The 19,610-nt window shown below is 65.0% G+C and carries 16 protein-coding genes; 11 read left to right on the top strand and 5 right to left on the bottom strand.

The window, feature by feature from the left end:
* Window positions 1-71: 71 nt before the first annotated feature.
* On the bottom strand, window positions 72-242 hold the full coding sequence (locus PS060_RS07340; RefSeq protein WP_273986540.1) for a hypothetical protein: 171 nt from the start codon (window positions 240-242) through the stop codon (window positions 72-74).
* A 142-nt stretch (window positions 243-384) separates the two neighbouring features.
* Here PS060_RS07340 and PS060_RS07335 point away from each other — a divergent pair, with 142 nt between their 5' ends.
* Together PS060_RS07335 and PS060_RS07330 are read left to right on the top strand one after the other, a co-directional pair.
* Complete coding sequence (locus PS060_RS07335) at window positions 385-3,516, top strand: TonB-dependent receptor (RefSeq protein ID WP_273986538.1); 3,132 nt, start codon at window positions 385-387, stop codon at window positions 3,514-3,516.
* The gene (locus tag PS060_RS07330; protein WP_273986537.1) at window positions 3,516-4,811 is read left to right on the top strand and encodes a hypothetical protein; all 1,296 of its coding nucleotides are present in this window, start codon (window positions 3,516-3,518) and stop codon (window positions 4,809-4,811) included. The genes PS060_RS07335 and PS060_RS07330 overlap by 1 nt, the downstream gene beginning before the upstream one ends.
* 17 nt (window positions 4,812-4,828) lie before the next feature.
* On the opposite strand, the gene PS060_RS07325 is transcribed toward PS060_RS07330, so the two are convergent.
* Complete coding sequence (locus PS060_RS07325) at window positions 4,829-5,707, bottom strand: alpha/beta hydrolase (RefSeq protein ID WP_273986535.1); 879 nt, start codon at window positions 5,705-5,707, stop codon at window positions 4,829-4,831.
* 100 nt (window positions 5,708-5,807) lie between these two features.
* On the opposite strand from PS060_RS07325, the gene PS060_RS07320 reads away from it, so the two are divergent.
* The 7 genes from PS060_RS07320 (at window position 5,808) to PS060_RS07290 (ending at window position 15,860) form a co-directional block, all read left to right on the top strand.
* Window positions 5,808-7,376: a sulfatase family protein gene (locus PS060_RS07320; protein WP_273986533.1), complete on the top strand. Its 1,569-nt coding sequence runs from the start codon at window positions 5,808-5,810 to the stop codon at window positions 7,374-7,376.
* 82 nt (window positions 7,377-7,458) lie between these two features.
* Window positions 7,459-9,324 carry an ABC-F family ATP-binding cassette domain-containing protein gene (locus tag PS060_RS07315; protein WP_273986532.1) on the top strand — a complete coding sequence of 622 codons (1,866 nt, stop codon included), beginning with the start codon at window positions 7,459-7,461 and terminating at the stop codon, window positions 9,322-9,324.
* 96 nt (window positions 9,325-9,420) lie between these two features.
* Window positions 9,421-10,488 carry an MBL fold metallo-hydrolase gene (locus PS060_RS07310; protein ID WP_273986531.1) on the top strand — a complete coding sequence of 356 codons (1,068 nt, stop codon included), beginning with the start codon at window positions 9,421-9,423 and terminating at the stop codon, window positions 10,486-10,488.
* A gap of 83 nt (window positions 10,489-10,571) precedes the next feature.
* Complete coding sequence (locus PS060_RS07305) at window positions 10,572-10,967, top strand: hypothetical protein (protein WP_273986529.1); 396 nt, start codon at window positions 10,572-10,574, stop codon at window positions 10,965-10,967.
* 3 nt (window positions 10,968-10,970) lie between these two features.
* Window positions 10,971-12,749 (top strand): arylsulfatase, encoded by a 1,779-nt coding sequence (locus PS060_RS07300; RefSeq protein WP_273986527.1) that lies wholly within the window; start codon window positions 10,971-10,973, stop codon window positions 12,747-12,749.
* Window positions 12,749-13,435 (top strand): DsbA family protein, encoded by a 687-nt coding sequence (locus PS060_RS07295; RefSeq protein WP_273986525.1) that lies wholly within the window; start codon window positions 12,749-12,751, stop codon window positions 13,433-13,435. Before PS060_RS07300 ends, PS060_RS07295 begins: the two co-directional genes overlap by 1 nt.
* A gap of 229 nt (window positions 13,436-13,664) precedes the next feature.
* Window positions 13,665-15,860, top strand: a complete 2,196-nt coding sequence (locus tag PS060_RS07290) for a TonB-dependent receptor (protein ID WP_273986524.1) — start codon at window positions 13,665-13,667, stop codon at window positions 15,858-15,860.
* 68 nt (window positions 15,861-15,928) lie between these two features.
* Here the strand turns inward: PS060_RS07290 and PS060_RS07285 are convergent, their stop codons facing one another.
* Complete coding sequence (locus PS060_RS07285; RefSeq protein WP_273986522.1) at window positions 15,929-17,104, bottom strand: saccharopine dehydrogenase family protein; 1,176 nt, start codon at window positions 17,102-17,104, stop codon at window positions 15,929-15,931.
* Window positions 17,105-17,365: 261 nt separating this feature from the next.
* Window positions 17,366-17,920, bottom strand: a complete 555-nt coding sequence (gene dcd / locus PS060_RS07280) for a dCTP deaminase (protein ID WP_273986521.1) — start codon at window positions 17,918-17,920, stop codon at window positions 17,366-17,368.
* 323 nt (window positions 17,921-18,243) lie between these two features.
* Here dcd and PS060_RS07275 point away from each other — a divergent pair, with 323 nt between their 5' ends.
* Complete coding sequence (locus PS060_RS07275) at window positions 18,244-18,726, top strand: SRPBCC domain-containing protein (RefSeq protein ID WP_273986520.1); 483 nt, start codon at window positions 18,244-18,246, stop codon at window positions 18,724-18,726.
* Window positions 18,683-19,087: an ArsR/SmtB family transcription factor gene (locus PS060_RS07270; protein ID WP_337960237.1), complete on the top strand. Its 405-nt coding sequence runs from the start codon at window positions 18,683-18,685 to the stop codon at window positions 19,085-19,087. The genes PS060_RS07275 and PS060_RS07270 overlap by 44 nt, the downstream gene beginning before the upstream one ends.
* Window positions 19,088-19,209: 122 nt before the next feature.
* On the opposite strand, the gene PS060_RS07265 is transcribed toward PS060_RS07270, so the two are convergent.
* Complete coding sequence (locus PS060_RS07265; RefSeq protein WP_273986519.1) at window positions 19,210-19,587, bottom strand: hypothetical protein; 378 nt, start codon at window positions 19,585-19,587, stop codon at window positions 19,210-19,212.
* Between the last annotated feature and the right edge of the window lie 23 nt (window positions 19,588-19,610).

The following is a 19,610-nucleotide window of genomic DNA, read 5'->3' as shown; positions in this document are numbered from 1 at the left end:
AGTTTCCCCTCCCGACGAGTCGGCTCGCCTCAATTTTCGAAAACCATTTTATTTATACATTCTCGATCCGGTCAAGCTTCAATCGGCACCCACGCCCGATGACGCGCCGCGCTTGCCGCCGAATCAGTACCGATTGCCCAGAGAATCTCGCCAAGGCGGCCCGCAGCTATGTCGAGCGGATGCCCAAGCGCCTCCATTTTAAATGAAACAATTTTCTTTACTAAAGTCGAAATCCGGGTCATTTTGGGTTCGAAGGCTGAGGGAGAGCGGCCGTTTGCGAGTCCGGCACGCCAATCCGGTCACAGCGCAACGCGCCGCGCGGCTCGACAGTCTTCTGAAAAACAACAAGGTCGAGACAGAAGTCTTGGCCGGGGGAGTGAAATCATGAAGCAGCATCTCGTCGTGTCTGGCTCCAGACTGGCTCTGATCTCCGGCGTTCTGGCGTTCGGTTGTACGGCCGCCGTCGCGCAGGACAATGACCCTGCGACCGCCGAAGCGCAGGTCACGGACGACCAGCCGGAGAATGTCATCGTCGTCTCCGGCGTGCGCCAGTCGATCGAAAGTGCGATCGACGACAAGCGCAACGCGACCGAGATCAAGGACGTCATCAACGCCGAGGACATCGGCCAGCTCGCCAATGACAACATCTCCGAGGCGCTCCAGCGCATCACCGGGGTGCAGGTCAACCGCGGCAATGATGGCGAAGGCCGACAGGTGCAGGTGCGCGGCCTGTCCGAGAATAACGTCACCATCAACGGTGCGATTGCTTCCGGCACGGGCGATGTCGATCTCAGTCAGGGCAACGACCGCAGCGTCAATTTCCAGGATCTGCCCGCGGAACTCTTCGCCGGGGTCGAGATCCTCAAGGCGCTGACCGCCGACCAGATCGAAGGCTCGCTCGGCGGGACGATCAACCTCCAGACCCGCGCTCCGCTCAAGGGCAAGCGCGATCTGATCGTCAACATCACCGGCACCGCCAAATATGCCGAGGTCGGCGATCTCAGCCGCCAGGACGGCAACCTGTTCGTGCAGAAAAAATTCCTCGACACGCCGCTGGGCGATTTCGGGGTGATCATGAATGTCGGCTACAAGGAAATCGCCAGCTACGCCTATGTCTATGGCGGCAACGAGGTGATCGACGCGCCCGGCATCTGGACGCGCAAGATCGGCAACATCGATCCGCCCGCCAGCCAGGGCGCCAACCAGTCGGCGGCCAATTACAACTTCTTCCAGCTCGCCACCATTCCCAACGCGACCGGCGGCGGCACGCGGCCCAACCCCTATCGCTATGCCTTCGACGATCCCAATGGCGACGGCCTGAGCGATGCCAATGACGTCTATTATATCCCCGGCGCGTTCGGCGTGTCCGAGCGTGTGCGCGACGATACCCGCAAGTCGTTCAACGGCACGCTCCAGTGGAAGCCCGCGTCCAATCTCGACATCCGTTTCGATGCGGTGCTGACCGATCTCAACGAAAGCCTGACCGGCGCGAACATGAACATCGTCTCGAACATTCCGCGTTCGGGCATTCTGGTCGGCGGCCCGGGGGCGACCTTTGAACAGCTGGGCACCTCGGCCGGGTTCGGCGATGTCTATGTCCTGACCGGCGGGCGTCTGGCGTCCTTCACCACCCGCGTGGGCGCCGCGCCCTCGATCAACGAAGTCTCGCGCGAATCGCAGCAATATTCGGCCGAGGCGACCTGGGATGTGACCCCGAGCCTGACCTTCTATGCCAAGGGCACCACGTCGCGCGGGAAGGCGACCACGCTCAACTTCGGACAATTGAGCGCGAGCATCGAGCAGCAGGGCGGCACCGCCCCGGTGTTCAACACGCAGGACTTCTACAACATCGTCGACTTCCAGCTCGGCGACAACAAGATCCCCAACGTCACCTTCTACGAAAACCCCTTCCCCTCGACGGCCTATGGGGTGAATGGGGTCGTGCCGGAGGATCAGCTGGTGGTGCTCAATCCCGGCGATCTCAGCTACAACCGCTACCGTTACCGCCAATTCCAGCGCAACGCGGCCGATACCGAGAACACCGACGATTCGCTCCGCTTCGATGCCACCTGGGAAACGCCGGGCGGCTTCTTCCAGTCGTTCCAGGCGGGTCTGCGCTGGGCCGAGCGCGGGTTCCAGCGGGCGCGGTATGAAAACGCCAACGAAGGCGGCAGCATTGCCGCCATCGCTGGCCAGGAGGTGCGCGATCCGGTGCAGGCGGTGAACGTCTGGGCGGTGCCGCTCAACCCGGCCAACACCACCAATGCAGGCGCAGCGGCAACCGCCACCTTCCTCAGCTCGTGCCTGACCACGGCGGGCGATCCGGACATCCTCAAGCGTTTCGGCGGCAATCTGCCGATGACCTTCGGATCGACCGCCGGGTGCAACATCGCCAGCGTGGCGGAATACTTCAATCTGTTCGACATCCGCGCGGTCAACCCGGCCTCGGGCTCGGGCTTCTACGAGGTCGAGGACGAACGCTTCAGCGTTACGGAGGAGACCATCGCCGGCTATCTGCGGGCCAATTTCAGCACCGATATCGGATCTGTGTCGATGTTCGGGAATGTCGGCCTGCGCTATGTCGAGACGGACACCACCTCGTCGGGCTATCTGATCAATCCGGGCACCCCGGTCAGCTACAGCATCGTCACCTTCGACAACAGCTATGACGACTGGCTGCCGACCGCGAACCTCAATTTCGGCCTGTCGAAGGACATCATCGCCCGCTTCGCCTATTCGCGCACGATCGGGCGTCCGGCGCTGACGCAGATTTCGCCGGGGCTGGAACTGACGCGGTCGGATGTCGATCCGAACTTCGCCGGCTTCGGGGTGGCGGGCAATCCGTTCCTCGATCCGGTGCGGTCGGACAATTTCGATGCCTCGTTCGAATGGTACTACGACAAGGGCAGCTTCGTGTCGGTCGCGGCCTTCATGAAGAACATCGACACCACGATCTTCCGCGACCCCGTCCCCACCGCGCGCGACATCAACGGCGAGGTGTTCTCGGTCACCACCTTCGGCAATTTCGGCGGCACCAAGCTGAAGGGCGTCGAAGTGGGCGCGGCCCATGCCTTCACCTACCTGCCGGGCGTGCTGCGCCATCTGGGGGTGACGGGCAACTTCACCTATATCGACGAAAAGAGCGACCTGCGCGATCAGGAAGGTGATCCCATCAGCCGGCGCGGTCTGTCGAAATACACCTGGAACGCCAGCGCCTATTACGACGACAAGACGTTCAACCTGCGCCTTGCCTATAACTGGCGCTCGGCCTTCACCCGGCGCGAGGTGGTGCAGCTCGGTTTCGGTCGCCCCGAGGCCTTGCCCGAGGTCGAAGCCGCCCGCGGGCAGCTCGATCTCGCGGCACGCTTCATCATCAACCGCAACCTGCGCATCACCGCCGATGCGACCAACCTCACCAACACCGGCACCTTCCGCTATCTCAAGTACGAGGAGCTGGTGAACTACGTCTCGCTCGCGGGACGCCGCTTCAACCTCGGCGTGCAGGTGAGCTTCTGATGGCGCGCCAGCGTCAGCGCGGGGCGGCGCTCCGCCGGGGGGCGGCGGCGATGCTCGCGCTGGCGCTCTCCGCCCCTGTCGCCGCGCAATCGGGGGCCAGCTGCGCAGCCGATCCGGAAGCCGCCGCGCGCAGCTACAACTACATCCTCGGCACGCAGGCGATCGGTGGCCCTTACCAGCACACCAAGGGCAACCGCCTGATCGAGCAGGCCAACAATGTGCGGGGCATGGGCTCCAACCTGCTCAAGATCTCGCTGGCCGAGGGCGCCGCACCCGCTTACGATTCGGCCGAAGCGGCGCGCGGGGCCAAGACCACGCTCGACTATGTGAAGGCCGCGCCCGCAGTGCAGCAGGCGCTCGACATGGACTTCACCTATTATCAGGCGTGGGTCCATTCCTTCACCGACGCCACATGGCGCGACGGGGTCGATATGACCGAGGCGCGCCAGTATTATGACGAGATGTACGCCCTGACCGCGTGGCTGCTCGAACGCTATTCGGGCACGGGCAAGGTGTTCATGCTCGGCAACTGGGAGGGTGACTGGCTGTTGCTGGGCCGCCAGAACCGCGAGCTTGATCCCTCGCCCACGGCGGTCGAAGGGATGATCGCCTGGATGAAGATCCGCCAGCTCGCGGTCGACAATGCCCGCGCAGCGGTCGCGCACAAGGATGTGGCGGTCTATCACTACATCGAGGTCAACCTCGTGAAGAAAGCGATGGCGGGCCGCCCCAGCATCGGGTTGTCGGTGCTGCGCGAGGTCAATCCCGATCTGGTGTCCTATTCGGCCTATGAGGCGATCAAACAGTCGCCCACGCCTGATCTGATGTCGATCCGCCAGCCGCTGGAAGAGATCCTGGGCTTTCTCGAAGCCCAGTTGCCGCCCAAGGAAGGCCTGCCGTTCAAGCGCCGCGTGTTCATCGGCGAATTCGGCTATCATGCCGATCGCGCCAAGCCGCTGACCGTGAAGCAGCAATACATGAAGAGCCGCTTCGTGATGCAGAGCGCAGTGGCGCTCGATCTGCCCTTCGCGCTGATTTGGCAGATGTATAACAACGAATACACCGAAGACGGCCGGTCGAAGGAAATGTCGCTGATCGACGAGCGCGGGCGCAAGCGTGCGCTTTATATGCTGCACCGCAACTATCTGGCCGAAATGAAGAGCTTTGTGGCGCAATCCTGCCGCGATACGGGGGCGCTCCCCAGCCGTGATGCGTTCCGCGCGCGCGCGCTGGAGGTGCTCAAGGCGTCAGGCTTCGAGAAAATGCAGGCGCTGGAAGAAGGGTGGACTGGCTGACGTCCCGGCGCCCGCAGCTAGGGCGCGGCGGCCGCGATATAGCCAAGCAATGCCAAAAACCCGTCCATCGCCGCCAAAGTCTTGCCAAAATAGAACGGCGAGCGGTTACGGCCGAAGAAGGCATGGGGCTGGCCTTCGTAAAGCTCCAGCCGGCAGGGCGCCCCCGCAGCGCGCACCTTCGCGCAGTAAGCCTCTCCGGTCGCGACCGGCACCAGCGCGTCGCGGGTGCCGAGCATGATCAGCGTCGGCGGGTGGCCAGGCCTGATGTTGTGGAGCGGCGAGAACGCCTGCCAGTAATCCGACACGAGCGCATTTCCGAAGCCCTCTGGCCCGTTGTCGATAACGGGATTGAACAGCACCAGCGCCGCCGGGCGATGGGATATGCCCTCTGCCTCGCTCGGCTCGGCGAAGCCCTCGCTGGTGGCGAGAGCCGCCGCGAGCTGGCCTCCCGCCGATCCGCCGCCGGCCGCGATGCGATCGGGATCAAGGCCGAGAGTTGCGGCATGACTGCGCACATAGCGCATGGCCGAAATCGCGTCCGCCAGCGCGGCGCGCGGGTCGGTGCCGTCCGTCTGGCCAAGCCGGTAGTCGGCGGAGATCGCGACCATGCCCTTGCCGGCCAGATGGCGTGCCTGATCGTAGAAGCGCAGCGCATCGCCCTCGACCCAGCCACCGCCGTGGAAGAAGATGATCGCGGGCCGCGGGCCGGGGAAGGCTGCCGCATCAGGGGCAAAGACATGAAGGAACAGCGTACGCCGCGCTGTCGTCTTGTAGGCGACAAGCTGAGGCGCCGCGTTGCTGGCCGCCAAGGCCTGGTCAGGTGCTGGCGTGTCCGAATGAACGGGCTGCACCAGCAAGGCTGCCAGCATCACGGCTGCGCGCGTCCATGATCCCATTGCCTGTCCCACCGCCCTTTCGCCGCCTGCGCCAACCTATGCGGGCTCTGCGCAGGCGCGGCAACCTTGGGACACGCCAATCTGCCGGAAGGATCGCTGCATGATCACGCTCACCCGTCTGCTTGCCTGCTGGCTCGTTCTCCTCGGCGCCGCAAATGCGCGGGCCGAGGCTCCGGCAGAAACGCAGGTCAACATCCTCATCGTCACGGTCGATGACATGAATTGGAACTCGGTCGGCGCCTTCGGAGCACCGATCAGGGACATCACCCCGCATATCGACGCGCTCGCGCAGCAGGGCCGCCGGTTCGAGCGCGCCTATGTGACCGCGTCGAACTGCTCGCCATCGCGCGTGGCGCTCCAGACCGGGCGCTATCCGCAGCAGACTGGCGCAACCGGGTTCTTCTACGTCGATGACAGCGGCCTGCCCACGATCGCAACCGAATTGCGCCGCCGCGGCTATCTCACCGGCGTGATCAACAAGGTTGAAGACACCAATCCCGGGCCCGATCGGCAACGCTATTGGGACTTCGCGCGCAATCTCGGCAAGGCCGACAAATACGCGCCGCAGCAGATGGGCCAGACAACGGCGGCGTTCCTTGCCCGCGCGCGCGCCGAGAGGCGGCCATTCTATCTGACGGTCAACATCGCCGATCCGCACAAGCCCAATTTCAATGACCCCGAAGCCACCGCGTCAGGCGCCGATGCCCATGCCCCGAGCCGGATCATCGCGGCCAGCGAAGTGACCGTGCCGGGCTTTCTGCCCGATGTGCCGGAAATTCGCGCAGATTTGCGCAACTACCTCAACTCGGTGAAGCGCGCCGACGACGCGGTCGGCGCGATCATCGCCGCGCTTGAGGCAAGCGGGATGGCGCAGGACACGCTGGTCGTCTTTCTGTCCGACCACGGAATGCCCTTCCCCTTCGCCAAATCGTCCGTCTACGACAACAGCCTCAGGACGCCGCTGATCATGCGCTGGCCGGGCCGGATCGCGCCCGGCAGCCTGGAGACGGGTCTTGTCTCGACCGTCGATCTGCTGCCGACCATTCTTGATGCCACTGGCACTGCACTGCCAGCAGGGACGCCCTTTCCGGGCCGGGCCTTGCTGGCATCCGAACCCTCGCCTGCCCCCGATCACGTGTTCGGCAGCTTCGACGAGAACGCCCGCGGCTATCCCGTGCCGATGCGCGCGGCGATCGGGCAGGAGTGGATCTATGTCTTCAACGCGTGGTCGGATGGCGCATACACCATCAAGAATGACGACATGAACCATGCCACCTTCAAGCAGATGGTGCGCCATGCGCCGCACGATCCCGCAATCAGGGCACGCCTCGCATTCTACCTTGCACCGCCCGTCGAAGAGCTGTGCCACCTGACCGTCGATCCCGATTGCCTGATCAACCGGGCCGAGGATCCCACCCTTGCACCCCGCCTGGCAGACCTGCGCGCAGCCATGTGGGCGCAGATGCTCCGCACGGGTGATCCGCTGATCGCTGCCTTTGATTCCCGTGCAGACCGGACTGCGCTGCGCCGCTTCATGGACGGCGAGACCGCCGCCGCACAGGCGCGCGCGGACATCCTGCAATGGAAGCGGCCCGACAACATCGCCGGCCCGACACGGGCCAACCGCGGACTGTTTCGCAAGCCGCACTCGTCGCCCGCCGCCCCCTGAGACTCGCGCTGCAACCGGCCTGCGGCGATGCCTGTCGGGATTTCCTTTGGGGCGCTCCCGATAGCCTGTTAGGAGCGCCGCCATGCTTACCATCGACAACATCACCGTCCGGCTTGGCGGCCGGGCCATCCTCGAACGCGCTAGCGCCACCATTCCGGTGGGCGCGCGCGTCGGGCTGATCGGCCGCAACGGCGCGGGCAAATCGACGCTGATGAAGGCGCTGATCGGCGAGATCGAGCCCGACGACGGCGAAATTGCCAAGCCCGCCCGCGCGCGGATCGGCTACATCGCGCAGGAAGCCCCAAGCGGAAGCATGACCCCCGAGGACGTCGTGCTCGCCTCGGCCACCGAACGTGCGGCGCTGCTGGCCGAGCTGGAAACCTGCACCGACATGGACCGGATGGGCGACGTGCACGAGCGCCTGCTGGCGATCGACGCCTACAGCGCCCCGGCGCGCGCGGCGAAGATCCTCAATGGCCTCGGCTTTGACGAGGAGATGCAACAGCGCCCCGTCGACAGCTTTTCGGGCGGGTGGAAGATGCGCATTGCGCTCGGCGCATTGCTGTTCTCCGAGCCGGACATCCTGTTGCTGGACGAGCCTTCGAACCACCTCGACCTTGAAGCGACCTTGTGGCTGGAAAACTTCCTCAAGTCCTATCCCGCGACGCTGGTGGTGATCAGCCACGAGCGCGACCTCCTCAACAAGGTGGTCGATCACATCCTGCACCTGCAAGGCGGGCAGCTGACGCTCTATCCGGGCGGCTATGACGCCTTCGAGAAGCAGCGCGCCGAGCGCGCGGCGCAGCTGGCCGCCGCCAAGGCCTCGCAGGAGGCGCAGGCCGCGCGGCTCAGGGATTACGTCGCCCGCAACTCCGCCCGCGCCTCGACCGCCAAGCAAGCCCAGTCGCGCGCCAAGATGCTCGCCAAGATGCAGCCCATCGCCGCGCTGATGGAAGACCCGAGCCTGAGCTTCGATTTCCCCGATCCGGCCGAGATGAAATCGCCGATGATCACGCTGGAGCAGGCGGCGGTCGGATATGGCGTGGCGCCGCCGATCTTGAAGCGGCTGAACTTCCGGATCGAGGCCGATGATCGCATCGCCCTCTTGGGCCGCAACGGCAACGGCAAGACGACGCTCGCCCGCCTGCTCGCCGCGCAGCTCACCCCCGCCGAAGGGGCAGTGAACGCGCCGGGCAAATTGAAGGTCGGCTACTTCACCCAGTATCAAGTCGAGGAATTGACGGGGGAGGACACCCCGCTCGATCTGATGAACCGTGCGATGGAGGGCCAGTCCCCCGCTGCGGTGCGCGCGCAATTGGGGCGCTTCGGCTTTTCCGGCCCGCGCGCGACCCAGCGTGTCGACAAGCTTTCGGGCGGGGAACGGGCAAGGCTCGCGCTGGCGCTGATCACCCGCGAGGCGCCGCACCTCCTGATCCTCGACGAGCCGACCAACCACTTGGATGTCGACGCGCGCGAGGCGCTGGTGCAGGCCTTGAACGCCTATTCGGGCGCGGTGATCCTGATCAGCCACGATCGCCACATGGTCGAACTGACCGCCGACCGCCTGTTTCTCGTCGATGGCGGGACGGCGCGCGAATATGACGGCAGCATGGATGATTACATCGACTTCATCCTCGGCCGGAACCAGCCCAAGGGTGCGCGGGGGGCCGACAAGTCTTCCGCTTCCCGCAACTCGAAGGGCGCAACCGACAGGCGCAGCGCCAAATCGGCGCTGGAGAAAGCCGAGGCAACGATTGCGCGCCTGACCGACGAGCTCGCCCGCCTCGACAGCAGAATTCTCACGCTGAGCAGCAATGGCGGCGGCACGGGCGGTGCTGCGATGCAAGGCCTGCTGACCGAGCGATCGGCCACCGCCAAGGCGCTTGCCGATGCCGAAGAGGCATGGCTGGAGGCAGGCACCGTGCTCGAGGCCACAGCCGCATCCTGATGCGGAGCCCCGACCCCGATTGCGCTTGAGCAACCCCCCTGCTTAATGGCATTGTGAGTGCCGATATCTGTGCAAGGCGGCAGGGGGAGAGCGGGGATGAAGCGAATTGCCATCGGGATTCTGGTGATTGCCGTGCTGGGTCTGGGTGCGGCCTATGCCTTCCAGAAGCCAATCGGCATGGCCATCGTCCAGCGAGCGGCCGAGGCCGCACCGGGGCGCGATGCGCTTGCAGGCCTTGCAGACGGGCTCCACCTGGGCCTGTGCGGGACGGGATCGCCGATGCCCAATCCTCACCGGGCGGGGCCGTGCAATGTCGTGATCGCCGGGGATCAGGTGCTGGTGATCGACATGGGCGAAGGCGGCAACCGCAATCTCAATCTGATGGGGATCAGCGCCGCCAGGGTCGACGCCCTGCTGCTGACGCATTTCCATTCGGATCATATCGACGGCATTGGCCCGTTGATGCTGTATCATTGGACGCGCGGGGCGAGCGCCGCACCGCTGCCGGTCTATGGCCCGCAAGGGGTCGAGCAGGTCGTCGCGGGCTTCAATGCCGCCTACGCGCCCGACAAGACCTACCGCGTCGCCCATCACGGCGAAGCCGTGGTGCCAAGCAGCGGCGGCGGCGCGACAGCGCGGCCTTTCACGATGACCGGGACGCGCGCGGTTGTCCTGCAAGGCGGAGGCCTGACGGTCACGGCCTTCACCGTCGATCACGACCCCGTCGAACCCGCCGTCGGCTATCGCTTCGATTACAGGGGGCGCGCTGTCTGCATCAGCGGCGACACCGCCAAGTCGGCCAATCTGATCGCTGTCTGCAAAGGGGCCGACATCATCGTGCATGACGCGCTCCAGCCGCGCATGGTGGAGGACATCCGGGCCGCCTTCGCTGCCAAGGGCGATGCCAACACGGCCAAGATCTTCGCCGATATTCAGGATTACCACGCCTCTCCCGAACAGGCAGCCGAGAGCGCACAGGACGCCGGCGCGCGGTTGCTGGTGCTCTCGCACCTCGTGCCGCCGCTGCCGCGTGCCTACCTCTACCCCGCGTTCCTCGGCGAGGCGCCTGCGCGTTTCGGCGGCGACATCGTGGTGGGAGAGGACGGTATGCTGTTCTCGCTCCCCCCGGACAGCGACACCATCACGCGCCGCCAGTTGATGTAGCGTGCGCGGCGCGCGCAGCGAGGACATATTGACACTATAAGCGCCATAATTTAGCCCCGTTGCAGGGAGAGGGAACAATCGCAATGGATCTGCGCCGAACGGTTGTGCTGGGCCTTGTCGGCCTGATCGGGCTGCTGATGGCCGCCAACGCCGCGCTCTGGCTGCTGGCACCCGCGCGCGCCGCAGAGGCGCTCGCCATGCCCTTGCTGAGCGGCCCTGCCCTCAGCAGCCAGATGGATATCGGCGCGTTCTTTCTGGCAGGTGCCTGCTTCATCGTGATGGCGCTGGTGACGCGGGAACGGCCGTGGTTCCTTGCCGCAGCCGTGCCGCTGCTGGGCGCGGCCGCCTACCGCACGGCGGCCTTCCTCCTGCACGGCGCGCCTTTTCTGGCAGGCATGGTGGCGGTCGAGGTGGTCATGGGCGCGGCCCTGCTCCTTGCTGCCCGGCTGCTCGGGCGCAGGCCCGGAACCGGCAGCTAGACGATGCTGCGGCTGCGCGACCGGCTGCTGCTGCCCGTCCTTGCGCTTGGCGCGCTCGTCGGCGCAACCGGCCCGGCGCCCGCCGCGCACAAGCGGCCCAACCTCGTCATCATCCTTGCCGACGATGTCGCCCTGATGGACTTTGGCGCCTATGGCGGAGAGGCGCGAACACCCAATATTGATGCCCTCGCCGCGCGCGGCGCGCTGTTCACCCAATATCGCGCCTCGCCCCTGTGTTCGCCATCGCGGGCAATGCTGCTGACAGGGATGGACGCGCACCTGACCGGCGTTGCCACCATCCCCGAAGTTCTGCCCAAGGAGCAGAGGGGCAAGCCCGGCTACAGCATGGCGCTGGAGCCGGGGGTGCTGACGTTGGCGGACCGGCTCAGGGCCGCGGGCTACCGCACGGTCATGGCGGGCAAGTGGCACCTTGGCGAGGCGGCTGACGAAATGCCCCAGGCCCACGGGTTCGAACGCAGTTTTGCGCTGGCGGCATCGGGCGCGGACAATTGGGACGACCGCGCCTACATGCCCTATTACAAGGACGCGCCGTGGTTCGAGGACGGGGTCGAGGCGAGCCTGCCTGAGGATTTCTATTCCTCCCGCTTCATCGTCGACACAGCGATCCGGTATCTGGCGCAGACCGATCAGGACAAGCCGTTCTTCGCCTATATCCCGTTTCAGGCGATCCACATTCCGGTGCAGGCCCCCCAAGACTTCGTTGCGCGCTACAAGGGCCGCTATGACGCGGGATGGGATGCATTGCGGCGGGAACGGCACCACAGGGCACAGGCGCTAGGCCTGATCCCGCAAGGCGCGCCGCTGGCCGCCCCGCCGCCCGAATTCCGTTCATGGCAAAGCCTCTCGGACGAAGACCGCGCGCTCTATGCTGCGCGGATGGAGGTCAATGCGGCGATGCTGGAGGCGATGGACTTTCACATCGGCCGGCTGATCGCGCATCTCAAGGCCACCGGTCAGTATGACAACACGATCTTCGTCGTCTCCTCAGACAACGGCCCGGAGCCCTCGCGCGGGGACGACAGCCTCAGCCTTGCTGCCTATCACCGCCTGACCGGTTACGACATTGCCCCTGCGCAGATGGGCGGCCCCGGTGTCTGGGGCTTCATCGGCCCCGAATGGGCCGCGGCTGCCGCGACACCGGGGGCGTGGTTCAAATTCTACGCGACCGAGGGGGGTATCCGCGTGCCCCTGATCGTGGCTGGCCCCGGCGTCGCAGCGCAGCGCGTCACCAGCCCGGCCATGGTCAGCGATGTCGCGCCGACTGTGCTGGACTGGCTCAAGGTGCCCACCACCCCCGGCCAGGGCAAGCCGATGACCGGGCGCAGCCTGCTCCCGGTGCTGAACGGCGAGGTGGCCAGCGCCTATGGCCCTGACGAGGCCCGTGCAGTCGAGGTGTCGGGCAATTCGGCGCTCTATCTGGGCGACTACAAGATCACCCGCAGCGTGCCGCCGGTCGGCGACGGGCAATGGCGGCTCTACAACTTGGCCAAGGACCCGGGCGAGACGAGTGATCTCAGCGCGCGCGAGCCTGCAACCAAGGCCCGGCTGCTGGCCGAATGGGACGCCTATGCCAAGCGCGTCGGCGTGCTGCCCATGCCCGAGGGCTACAATTCGGAGACCCAGATCGCGCGCAATATCGCTGCCCGCCTGCTGAGCAACTACCCGCTGCTGTGGGGTGTTGTGGCGGGCGCTCTGCTTATGCTGGGAGCAGGGATATGGCTGGCCTTTCGGCAATTGCGCCGCCGCCTGAGGGCCGCCTGATGCCTGAAGCCACCCGGAGTGAGGACAAGACCATGAGCGACACCGTTGACGTATTCTGGTCGTTTCGCAGCCCCTATTCGCGGCTGGTAACGGCCGATCTTCTGCAATTGCGCGAGGATTACGCGGTCGAGGTGCAGCTGCGCGTCGTTCTGCCGCTGGCGGTGCGCAACCCGGAAGCGCTGTTCGATCCGGCCAATCGCAAGCCGCCGATGTATATCGCGCGCGACAGTATGCGCCGCGGCGAAATGCTGGGACGGCCCGTGGTGCTGCCAGCCGATCCCGACCCGATCGTCCAGGACTTCCGCACGATGGCCGTCGCCAAGGAGCAACCCTATATCTACCGCCTGTCCAAGCTGGGGGTCGAGGCCCACCGCCGTGGCCGCGGGGTGGAGTTTGCCGACCGGGTGGCCGCGCTGATCTTCGGCGGCACCCGCGGATGGGACAAGGGCGACCTGCTGAAGGATGCTGTCGCCGATGCCGGCCTCGATCTCGCCGCGCTCGAGGCTGCGATTGCCGAGGGCGATCACCTCGACGAAATCGAGCGCAATCAGCAAGCGCTCGACGCGGCGGGGCACTGGGGCGTGCCGACCATGGTGTTCCGGGGCGAACCCTTCTTCGGCCAGGACCGGATTGACACCCTGCGGTGGCGGCTGGACCGCGCCGGACTGGCGCGCACCCCAGTCTGATCGACCCAGCTTTCGCACCTGTGAAGGGCGGGACACGAAGGCGGCCGGCCACAAGGCGCCGCCGCCCGGCAACATCGTCAGGATGACCTGAGGCTCGCTGCGAGACTTGGCGCAGCGACCCGCGCATTTCGTCGGCCCGGAACTGGCTCTCGCCGGATTTTCGCTTGCATTCGATTGGGACGACGCTAGGCGCGCGATACGTTATCTCATTAAAGCAACGGGAAGCATAATGAACCGCACAACGACCCGTCAGGCGTCCTCTCGCCTCGCCCTCATTGCCGCCCTTGGGGCCGCCGCCTTTGCCACGCCGGCGCTCGCCGAAACGGGCGAAAGCCTCGCGGATGCGCCTCCGGCTGAAGGTGGCGCGCAGGTCGAGGACGACCTGCACAATCGTCAATCCGATCCGGCAGGCAACATCATCGTCAGCGCCGCGGGCCTCAAGGAGCTCGACCTGCTGGCCGGCACCAGCGTGGTCGAAATCCGCGACATCCAGCGCGATGCCGTGAACGGCCAGATCGGCGATCTGCTCGCCAAGATTCCGGGCGTCTCCTCGACAAGCTTTGCCCCCGGTTCCTCGCGCCCGGTGCTGCGCGGCCAGCAGGGCGAGCGCGTGCGCGTGCTGGTCGATGGGGTCGGCACGGCGGACGTCTCGAACACCTCTGTCGACCACGCCACCACGATCGAGCCGATCACGGTCGAGCGCATCGAAGTGCTGCGCGGCCCGGCCGTGCTGCTCTACGGCAGCCAGGCGATCGGCGGCGCGGTCAACGTGATCGACAAGCGCATCCCGACCCGGATGCCCGATCACGACATCCACCTCGATGCCTTCGCCGGTGTCGATAGCGCGGCTGATCTGCGCACCGGGGCGGCCAGCCTCGATGTCGCGGTCAGCTCCAACCTCGTGTTCCACGTCGACGGATCGTGGCGCCAGACCGACGATTTCGACATTGGCGGCTTCCAGGTGGGGCAAGCCCTGCGCGAAGACCTGCTCGCCGACGCCGACGAGGAGGAAGACGAGGGCGAGCTGGAGGAGGCTGCCGAACTGCGCGAGGCTGCCAATCAGCGCGGCACCGTGCCCAATTCGGCGATGGAAAGCTGGACGATCAACACCGGCCTCGGCCTGATCCTCGGCGAAAGCACCTTCGGCGCCTCGCTCGGCTGGTACGACACCACCTACGGCGTCCCCACCCGTCCGGGTGCTGGCCACCACCACGGTGAGGAAGGCGCGGAGGAAGAAGGCGGCGAGGAAGGCGAAGAGCTCGTCACCATCGGCCTCAAGCAGTTCCGCGCCGACCTCAAGGGCGATGTCTTCCTTGGCGATGGCACCTTCGAGCGGCTGAAGTTCCGGGTCGGCTATTCCGACTACACCCACACCGAATTCGAAGGCGCCGAAGTCGGCACCGTGTTCGACAGCACGAGCGTCGAAGCCCGCGCCGAACTGGTGCAGAACACCGGCGGCGCATGGCGCGGTTCCTCGGGCATCCAGTACCTCCACCGCGATTTCTTCGCCGTCGGGGCCGAAGCCTATATCCCGCCCAACCTGACCGACCAGTTCGCCGTCTTCACCCTGCAGGAGTTCGGCACCGGCCCGATCCAGATCGAAGCCGCCGGCCGCGCCGAATTCACCAAGGTCGAGGCCCAGACGCTGGGAATCGAGCGGGATTTCGACACCTTCTCGGGCGCGCTCGGCGTCGTCTACGAAGGCATCGAGGGCGTGCGCATCGGCATCAACGGCTCGCGCGCCGAACGTGCCCCCAGCGCCGAAGAGCTGTTCTCCGACGGGCCGCACATCGCCACGCAGGCCTTCGAGATCGGCGACGCCGACCTCAAGACCGAGAACGCCTGGGGCCTTGAAGCCTATGCCCGTGGCAGCATCGGCAAGGGCACCTTCAGCCTCACCGCCTACCGCCAGTGGTTCGGCAACTACATCTTCCTCGAGGAAACCGGCGCGGAGGAGGACGACCTCCCCGTGTTCCAGTATCTCCAGCAGGATGCCGACTTCTGGGGCGTCGAAGCGGAGTTCAACTACCCCGTGATCGACACCGACGGTTTCCGCCTGCTGGCCGATGCCCGCGCCTCCTATGTCGAGGCCGAACTCGCCGATGGCACCGCCGTCCCGCGCATCCCGCCGCTCTCCCTGCTCGGCGCGCTCGAAGCCCAGACCGGCGCTTTCGACGTCCGGGGCGAGGTGCAGTGGTTCGACAAGCAGGACCGCGTCACCACCTTTGAGACGCCGACCGACAGCTTCACCCTCGTCAACGCGCTGGTCGCCTGGCGTCCGCTGGCCGACAACCAGAACGTCACGCTGCAAATCGCGGCCGACAACCTGTTCGACGTCACCGGCCGCCGCCATGCGAGCTTCACCAAGGACTTCGTCCCCCTGATGGGCCGCAATTTCCGGGCGAGCGTGCGCCTCAGCTTCTAAGCTTCCGCCCCTTTCAGGGAGGGTCGCAATTGGGGCAGCCGGTCACAGCCGGCTGCCCCTTTTTCGTGTCAGTCTTCCACCGCAAAGGTCAGTTCGGCGTGCTCTTCGAGCCGCTTGACCAGATCCTCGCCAAGGAACGCCCCCGGCGTGCCGATCCCGCCCGGCTTGTCACAGGCGAGCAGCGCAATCCCCGTCTCGCTCAGCATCCGGCTGGTCGAGCCATAACCCGGATCGTAGCGGCCCTTGACCCCATATTGCAGCCGCTCGCCGCCGGGCATATCGGCGACGAAGACGACATCGTAGAAGCCGTTCTCGCGCTCTTCCTTGCTCGGCCCCTCGCCGGGCTTGGGGGGCTTGGCGCCGAACGGGTTCTTCATGAATTCGAGCGCGGCATTGGCCGCCGCCTTGCCCGCCTCGCCGGGGCTGGTCAGCATCATCTCGTCATACTGGAAGTCGGTGCCATAGGGGTGGCCGAGCAGGAAGTTGGTGCGGTGGACGTTCTTGGTGTTGATCGGCGCCATCACGAAAGGCGCAGACCACTTGCCGAGATCGTCCTCATACGAAGGGATCATGCCCGAGGGCTGATCCGGCCCCTCGAAGCCCGGGGTCAGCGCGAAGGGATTGCGCAGCGCGGCAATCACCGACAGGTCCTTCGCCGCCGCCTTCATCGTCGCGCCGAGGCTCGCCGCGGTGCCGCCCGAGAAGGTGCCCTGCATCGCGCGGACGCGGCCACGGATGCGCGGCGCAGGCTTGCCGAAGCGTTCGACGCAGGCCTTCTGGGTCATCATCACGCCGAGATCGAAGGGGATCGAATCGAACCCGGAGGAAAAGCAGATGCGCGCGCCGCTCGCTTCGGCAGCGGCCTGATGCTCGGCGATCTTGGCCGCCATCCATGCAGGCTCGCCGCACAGGTCGGCATAGTCGGTGCCGGTCTTCACGCAGGCCGCGACCAGCTTGTCACCATAGAGCTGGTAGGGGCCGACGGTGGTGAGAACGACCTTCGTCCGCGCGCACATGGCTTCGAGATCGGCATCGTCATCGGCATTGGCGACCACCAGCGGCGTGGTGGCCGGCGCGCCGATGAGGTCGCGGACTTCCTCGAGCTTGGCAAGGCTGCGGCCGGCCATCGCCCACTTCGGGCCATCTGCGCGGCTGCCGTAATGGTGGGCGAGATATTCCGCCACCAGCCGCCCAGTGTAACCCGTGGCGCCATAAACGATGATATCGAATTCGCGGGTGCTCATGCTTGGTCTCCCTTGGCTTTGTCACAGCCATGCAGTCGCGCTGCGCCCGTGTCAAAGGCCATCGTGGCACGCGCAATAAGCGTTACAAAGGTGACACCGTGTCACCTTTCCAACACGCGCATTTCTTACGCAAAGGCAGGTACTTACACTCAGATTTCCGAGCGGACGGACAAAATTTTTCGGGAGAGAAAGCATGGCCGCGGCTCCTCGGGTTACCGATCCGGCGAGCCTATCGCGATTGGCGTGCTGTAGGAAACCGCTCTAAAGCCGCGGCAGCGTCACCCCGCGCTGGCCCATGTATTTGCCTGCGCGGTCCTTGTAGCTCGTCTCGCAGCGTTCATTGCCCTGAAGGAACAGGAACTGGCACGCGCCTTCATTGGCGTAGATCTTGGCGGGCAGCGGCGTGGTGTTCGAAAATTCGAGCGTCACGTGCCCCTCCCAGCCCGGCTCGAGCGGGGTGACGTTCACGATGATCCCGCAGCGCGCATAGGTGCTCTTGCCAAGGCAGATCACCAGCACATCCTCCGGCACGCGGAAATATTCGACCGTGCGGGCGAGCGCGAAGGAATTGGGCGGGATGATGCAGACGTCCGTCTCGCGATCGACGAAGCTTTTGGGATCGAACTGCTTGGGATCGACCACCGAGGAATCGACGTTCGTGAAAATCTTGAACTCGGGCGCGACCCGCGCGTCATAGCCGTAGGACGAGAGGCCATAGGAGATCACCCCATCGCGCCGCTGCGCCTCGACGAAAGGCTCGATCATGCCATGTTCGAGCGCCTGCGCGCGGATCCATTTGTCGGAGAGAATCGCCATAGGGCTGTGATTCCCGATGGGGGAAAGGCCAGCAAGGGGCGCGGGCGAATTATCCGGATGAGTCTGCGCGCGAGCGGCGAGGGCGTGTCTGATTCAGGGGGGTCACGCGACAAAAGCTGCTGTTCGGCTATCGACCCCATTGCTGCCGCTCAGCCATGGCTGAGAAGCATGATCATTGCTCAATCAGACTAACTTTTCTCGAGCATGTTCAACCTCATTATCGCGATGACGCGGGCGCTAACACAAAGGCATTGACCTAAGTGTCGCGGTTAAGATACTAAGGCACTTACCTTGTCTTGACCTCAAACCTTGAGAGCCACCTGATGACCGAGAATACGTCCTACCTGAGCGGTGAGCTTGACCGTGAGATCGTGCTAAGCCGCGTGATCGAAGCTCCGGTCGAGCGCGTCTACCGCGCTTGGGTCGAACCTGAAAACATGTTCAAGTGGTTTGGCCCCGATGGATACAAGTGCGATGCACCGCCACAAGATGAAGCGCGTGTTGGTACGGTTCGACGGTTTGTCATGACCGGACCCGATGGTCAGCGGTGGGATAGCCGGATGACATTTATTGAAGTGGTGCCAAATCAACGTCTGGTTTTCGATCACGGGGCTGACACCGATGACGATCCGAAGCGTTTCCGGATGACGGTCACATTTGATCAGCAAGACGACGGCAAAACGGTGCTGACATTAAGGCAGCTCCATCCGAACAAGTCGCAACGCGACAGAGGTATCGGCTTTGGCGCGGTAGAGCGAGGGTATGAAACGCTCAAAAAGCTGTCTGAGTTCGTGGAGGATCATTGATATGATGTCGCTTGCAGACGGCTCGCGATATTCTGTGGGGAAACGTCCAAACGGCAAGATTTTCCACGCTTTGGCTGACCCTACGCGTTGCGCAGTCGTGGAGCGGCTTTGCCTTGGACCGGCATCGACTACCGAACTGGCGCAACCGTTCAAAATGGCGCTCCCATCGTTCACGCAGCACCTTAAAGTTCTGGAGGATGCAGGCCTGGTAGCGTCACAAAAGGAGGGCCGTACGCGACTATACAAACTGACGCCGGAGCCGATGTACGAGGCCGAGGACTGGATGGCGGCCCAACGGACACTTTGGGAGAAGCGGCTAGATCGACTTCAGGTTTACGTCGAAAGGCTCGAAAGCTCCTAAGGGAGCAGGACTCATTTCAGCTTTTGCGCCAACGAGGACCAAAAGCAGCCGTTCCGCAATCCACCCACTTGTGGTCATTGCGCGTATGCCGCCCACGTCCCAATAGCGGACGCGCCGCCCGCCTATTTGCACTTCAGCCGGATCACCTCCCACGCCAGCCGCGACGGGTTGCCGCCCGCGCGGCGCACTTCGTCGTCGATGCATTGCTGCTTGAAGCTGCGGTTGTCGGCGCCCTCGCCCCGGCTCATGCGATCAAGGTCGATCACGTCCTGCTGCTCTTGCGGGGTGAGATCGGCGACGGAGATGCGCCCTTGCCGCAGCGCCACCAGATTGTCGCGCGCGCGCGCGGCGCGCTCCTGCTGCAAGGTGTAGGCATCGGGCGGCGTGCCCGGTTGCGGGGCGGGCGCCGTGCTGAAGGTTCCGCGCGGCGAGGCATCCTGCGCCCCCACGGGCACAGCGCTCGTCAACGCAAGGCTTACGCCAATCAGCAAGGCTCTCATGTCCGGGCTCCTGTTGTCAGGCC

The organism is Erythrobacter sp. BLCC-B19, assembly GCF_028621955.1.
Lineage (GTDB): Bacteria > Pseudomonadota > Alphaproteobacteria > Sphingomonadales > Sphingomonadaceae > Erythrobacter.
The sequence above is the reverse complement of the archived record's forward strand: the minus strand, read 5'-3'. Positions and strand labels throughout refer to the sequence as shown.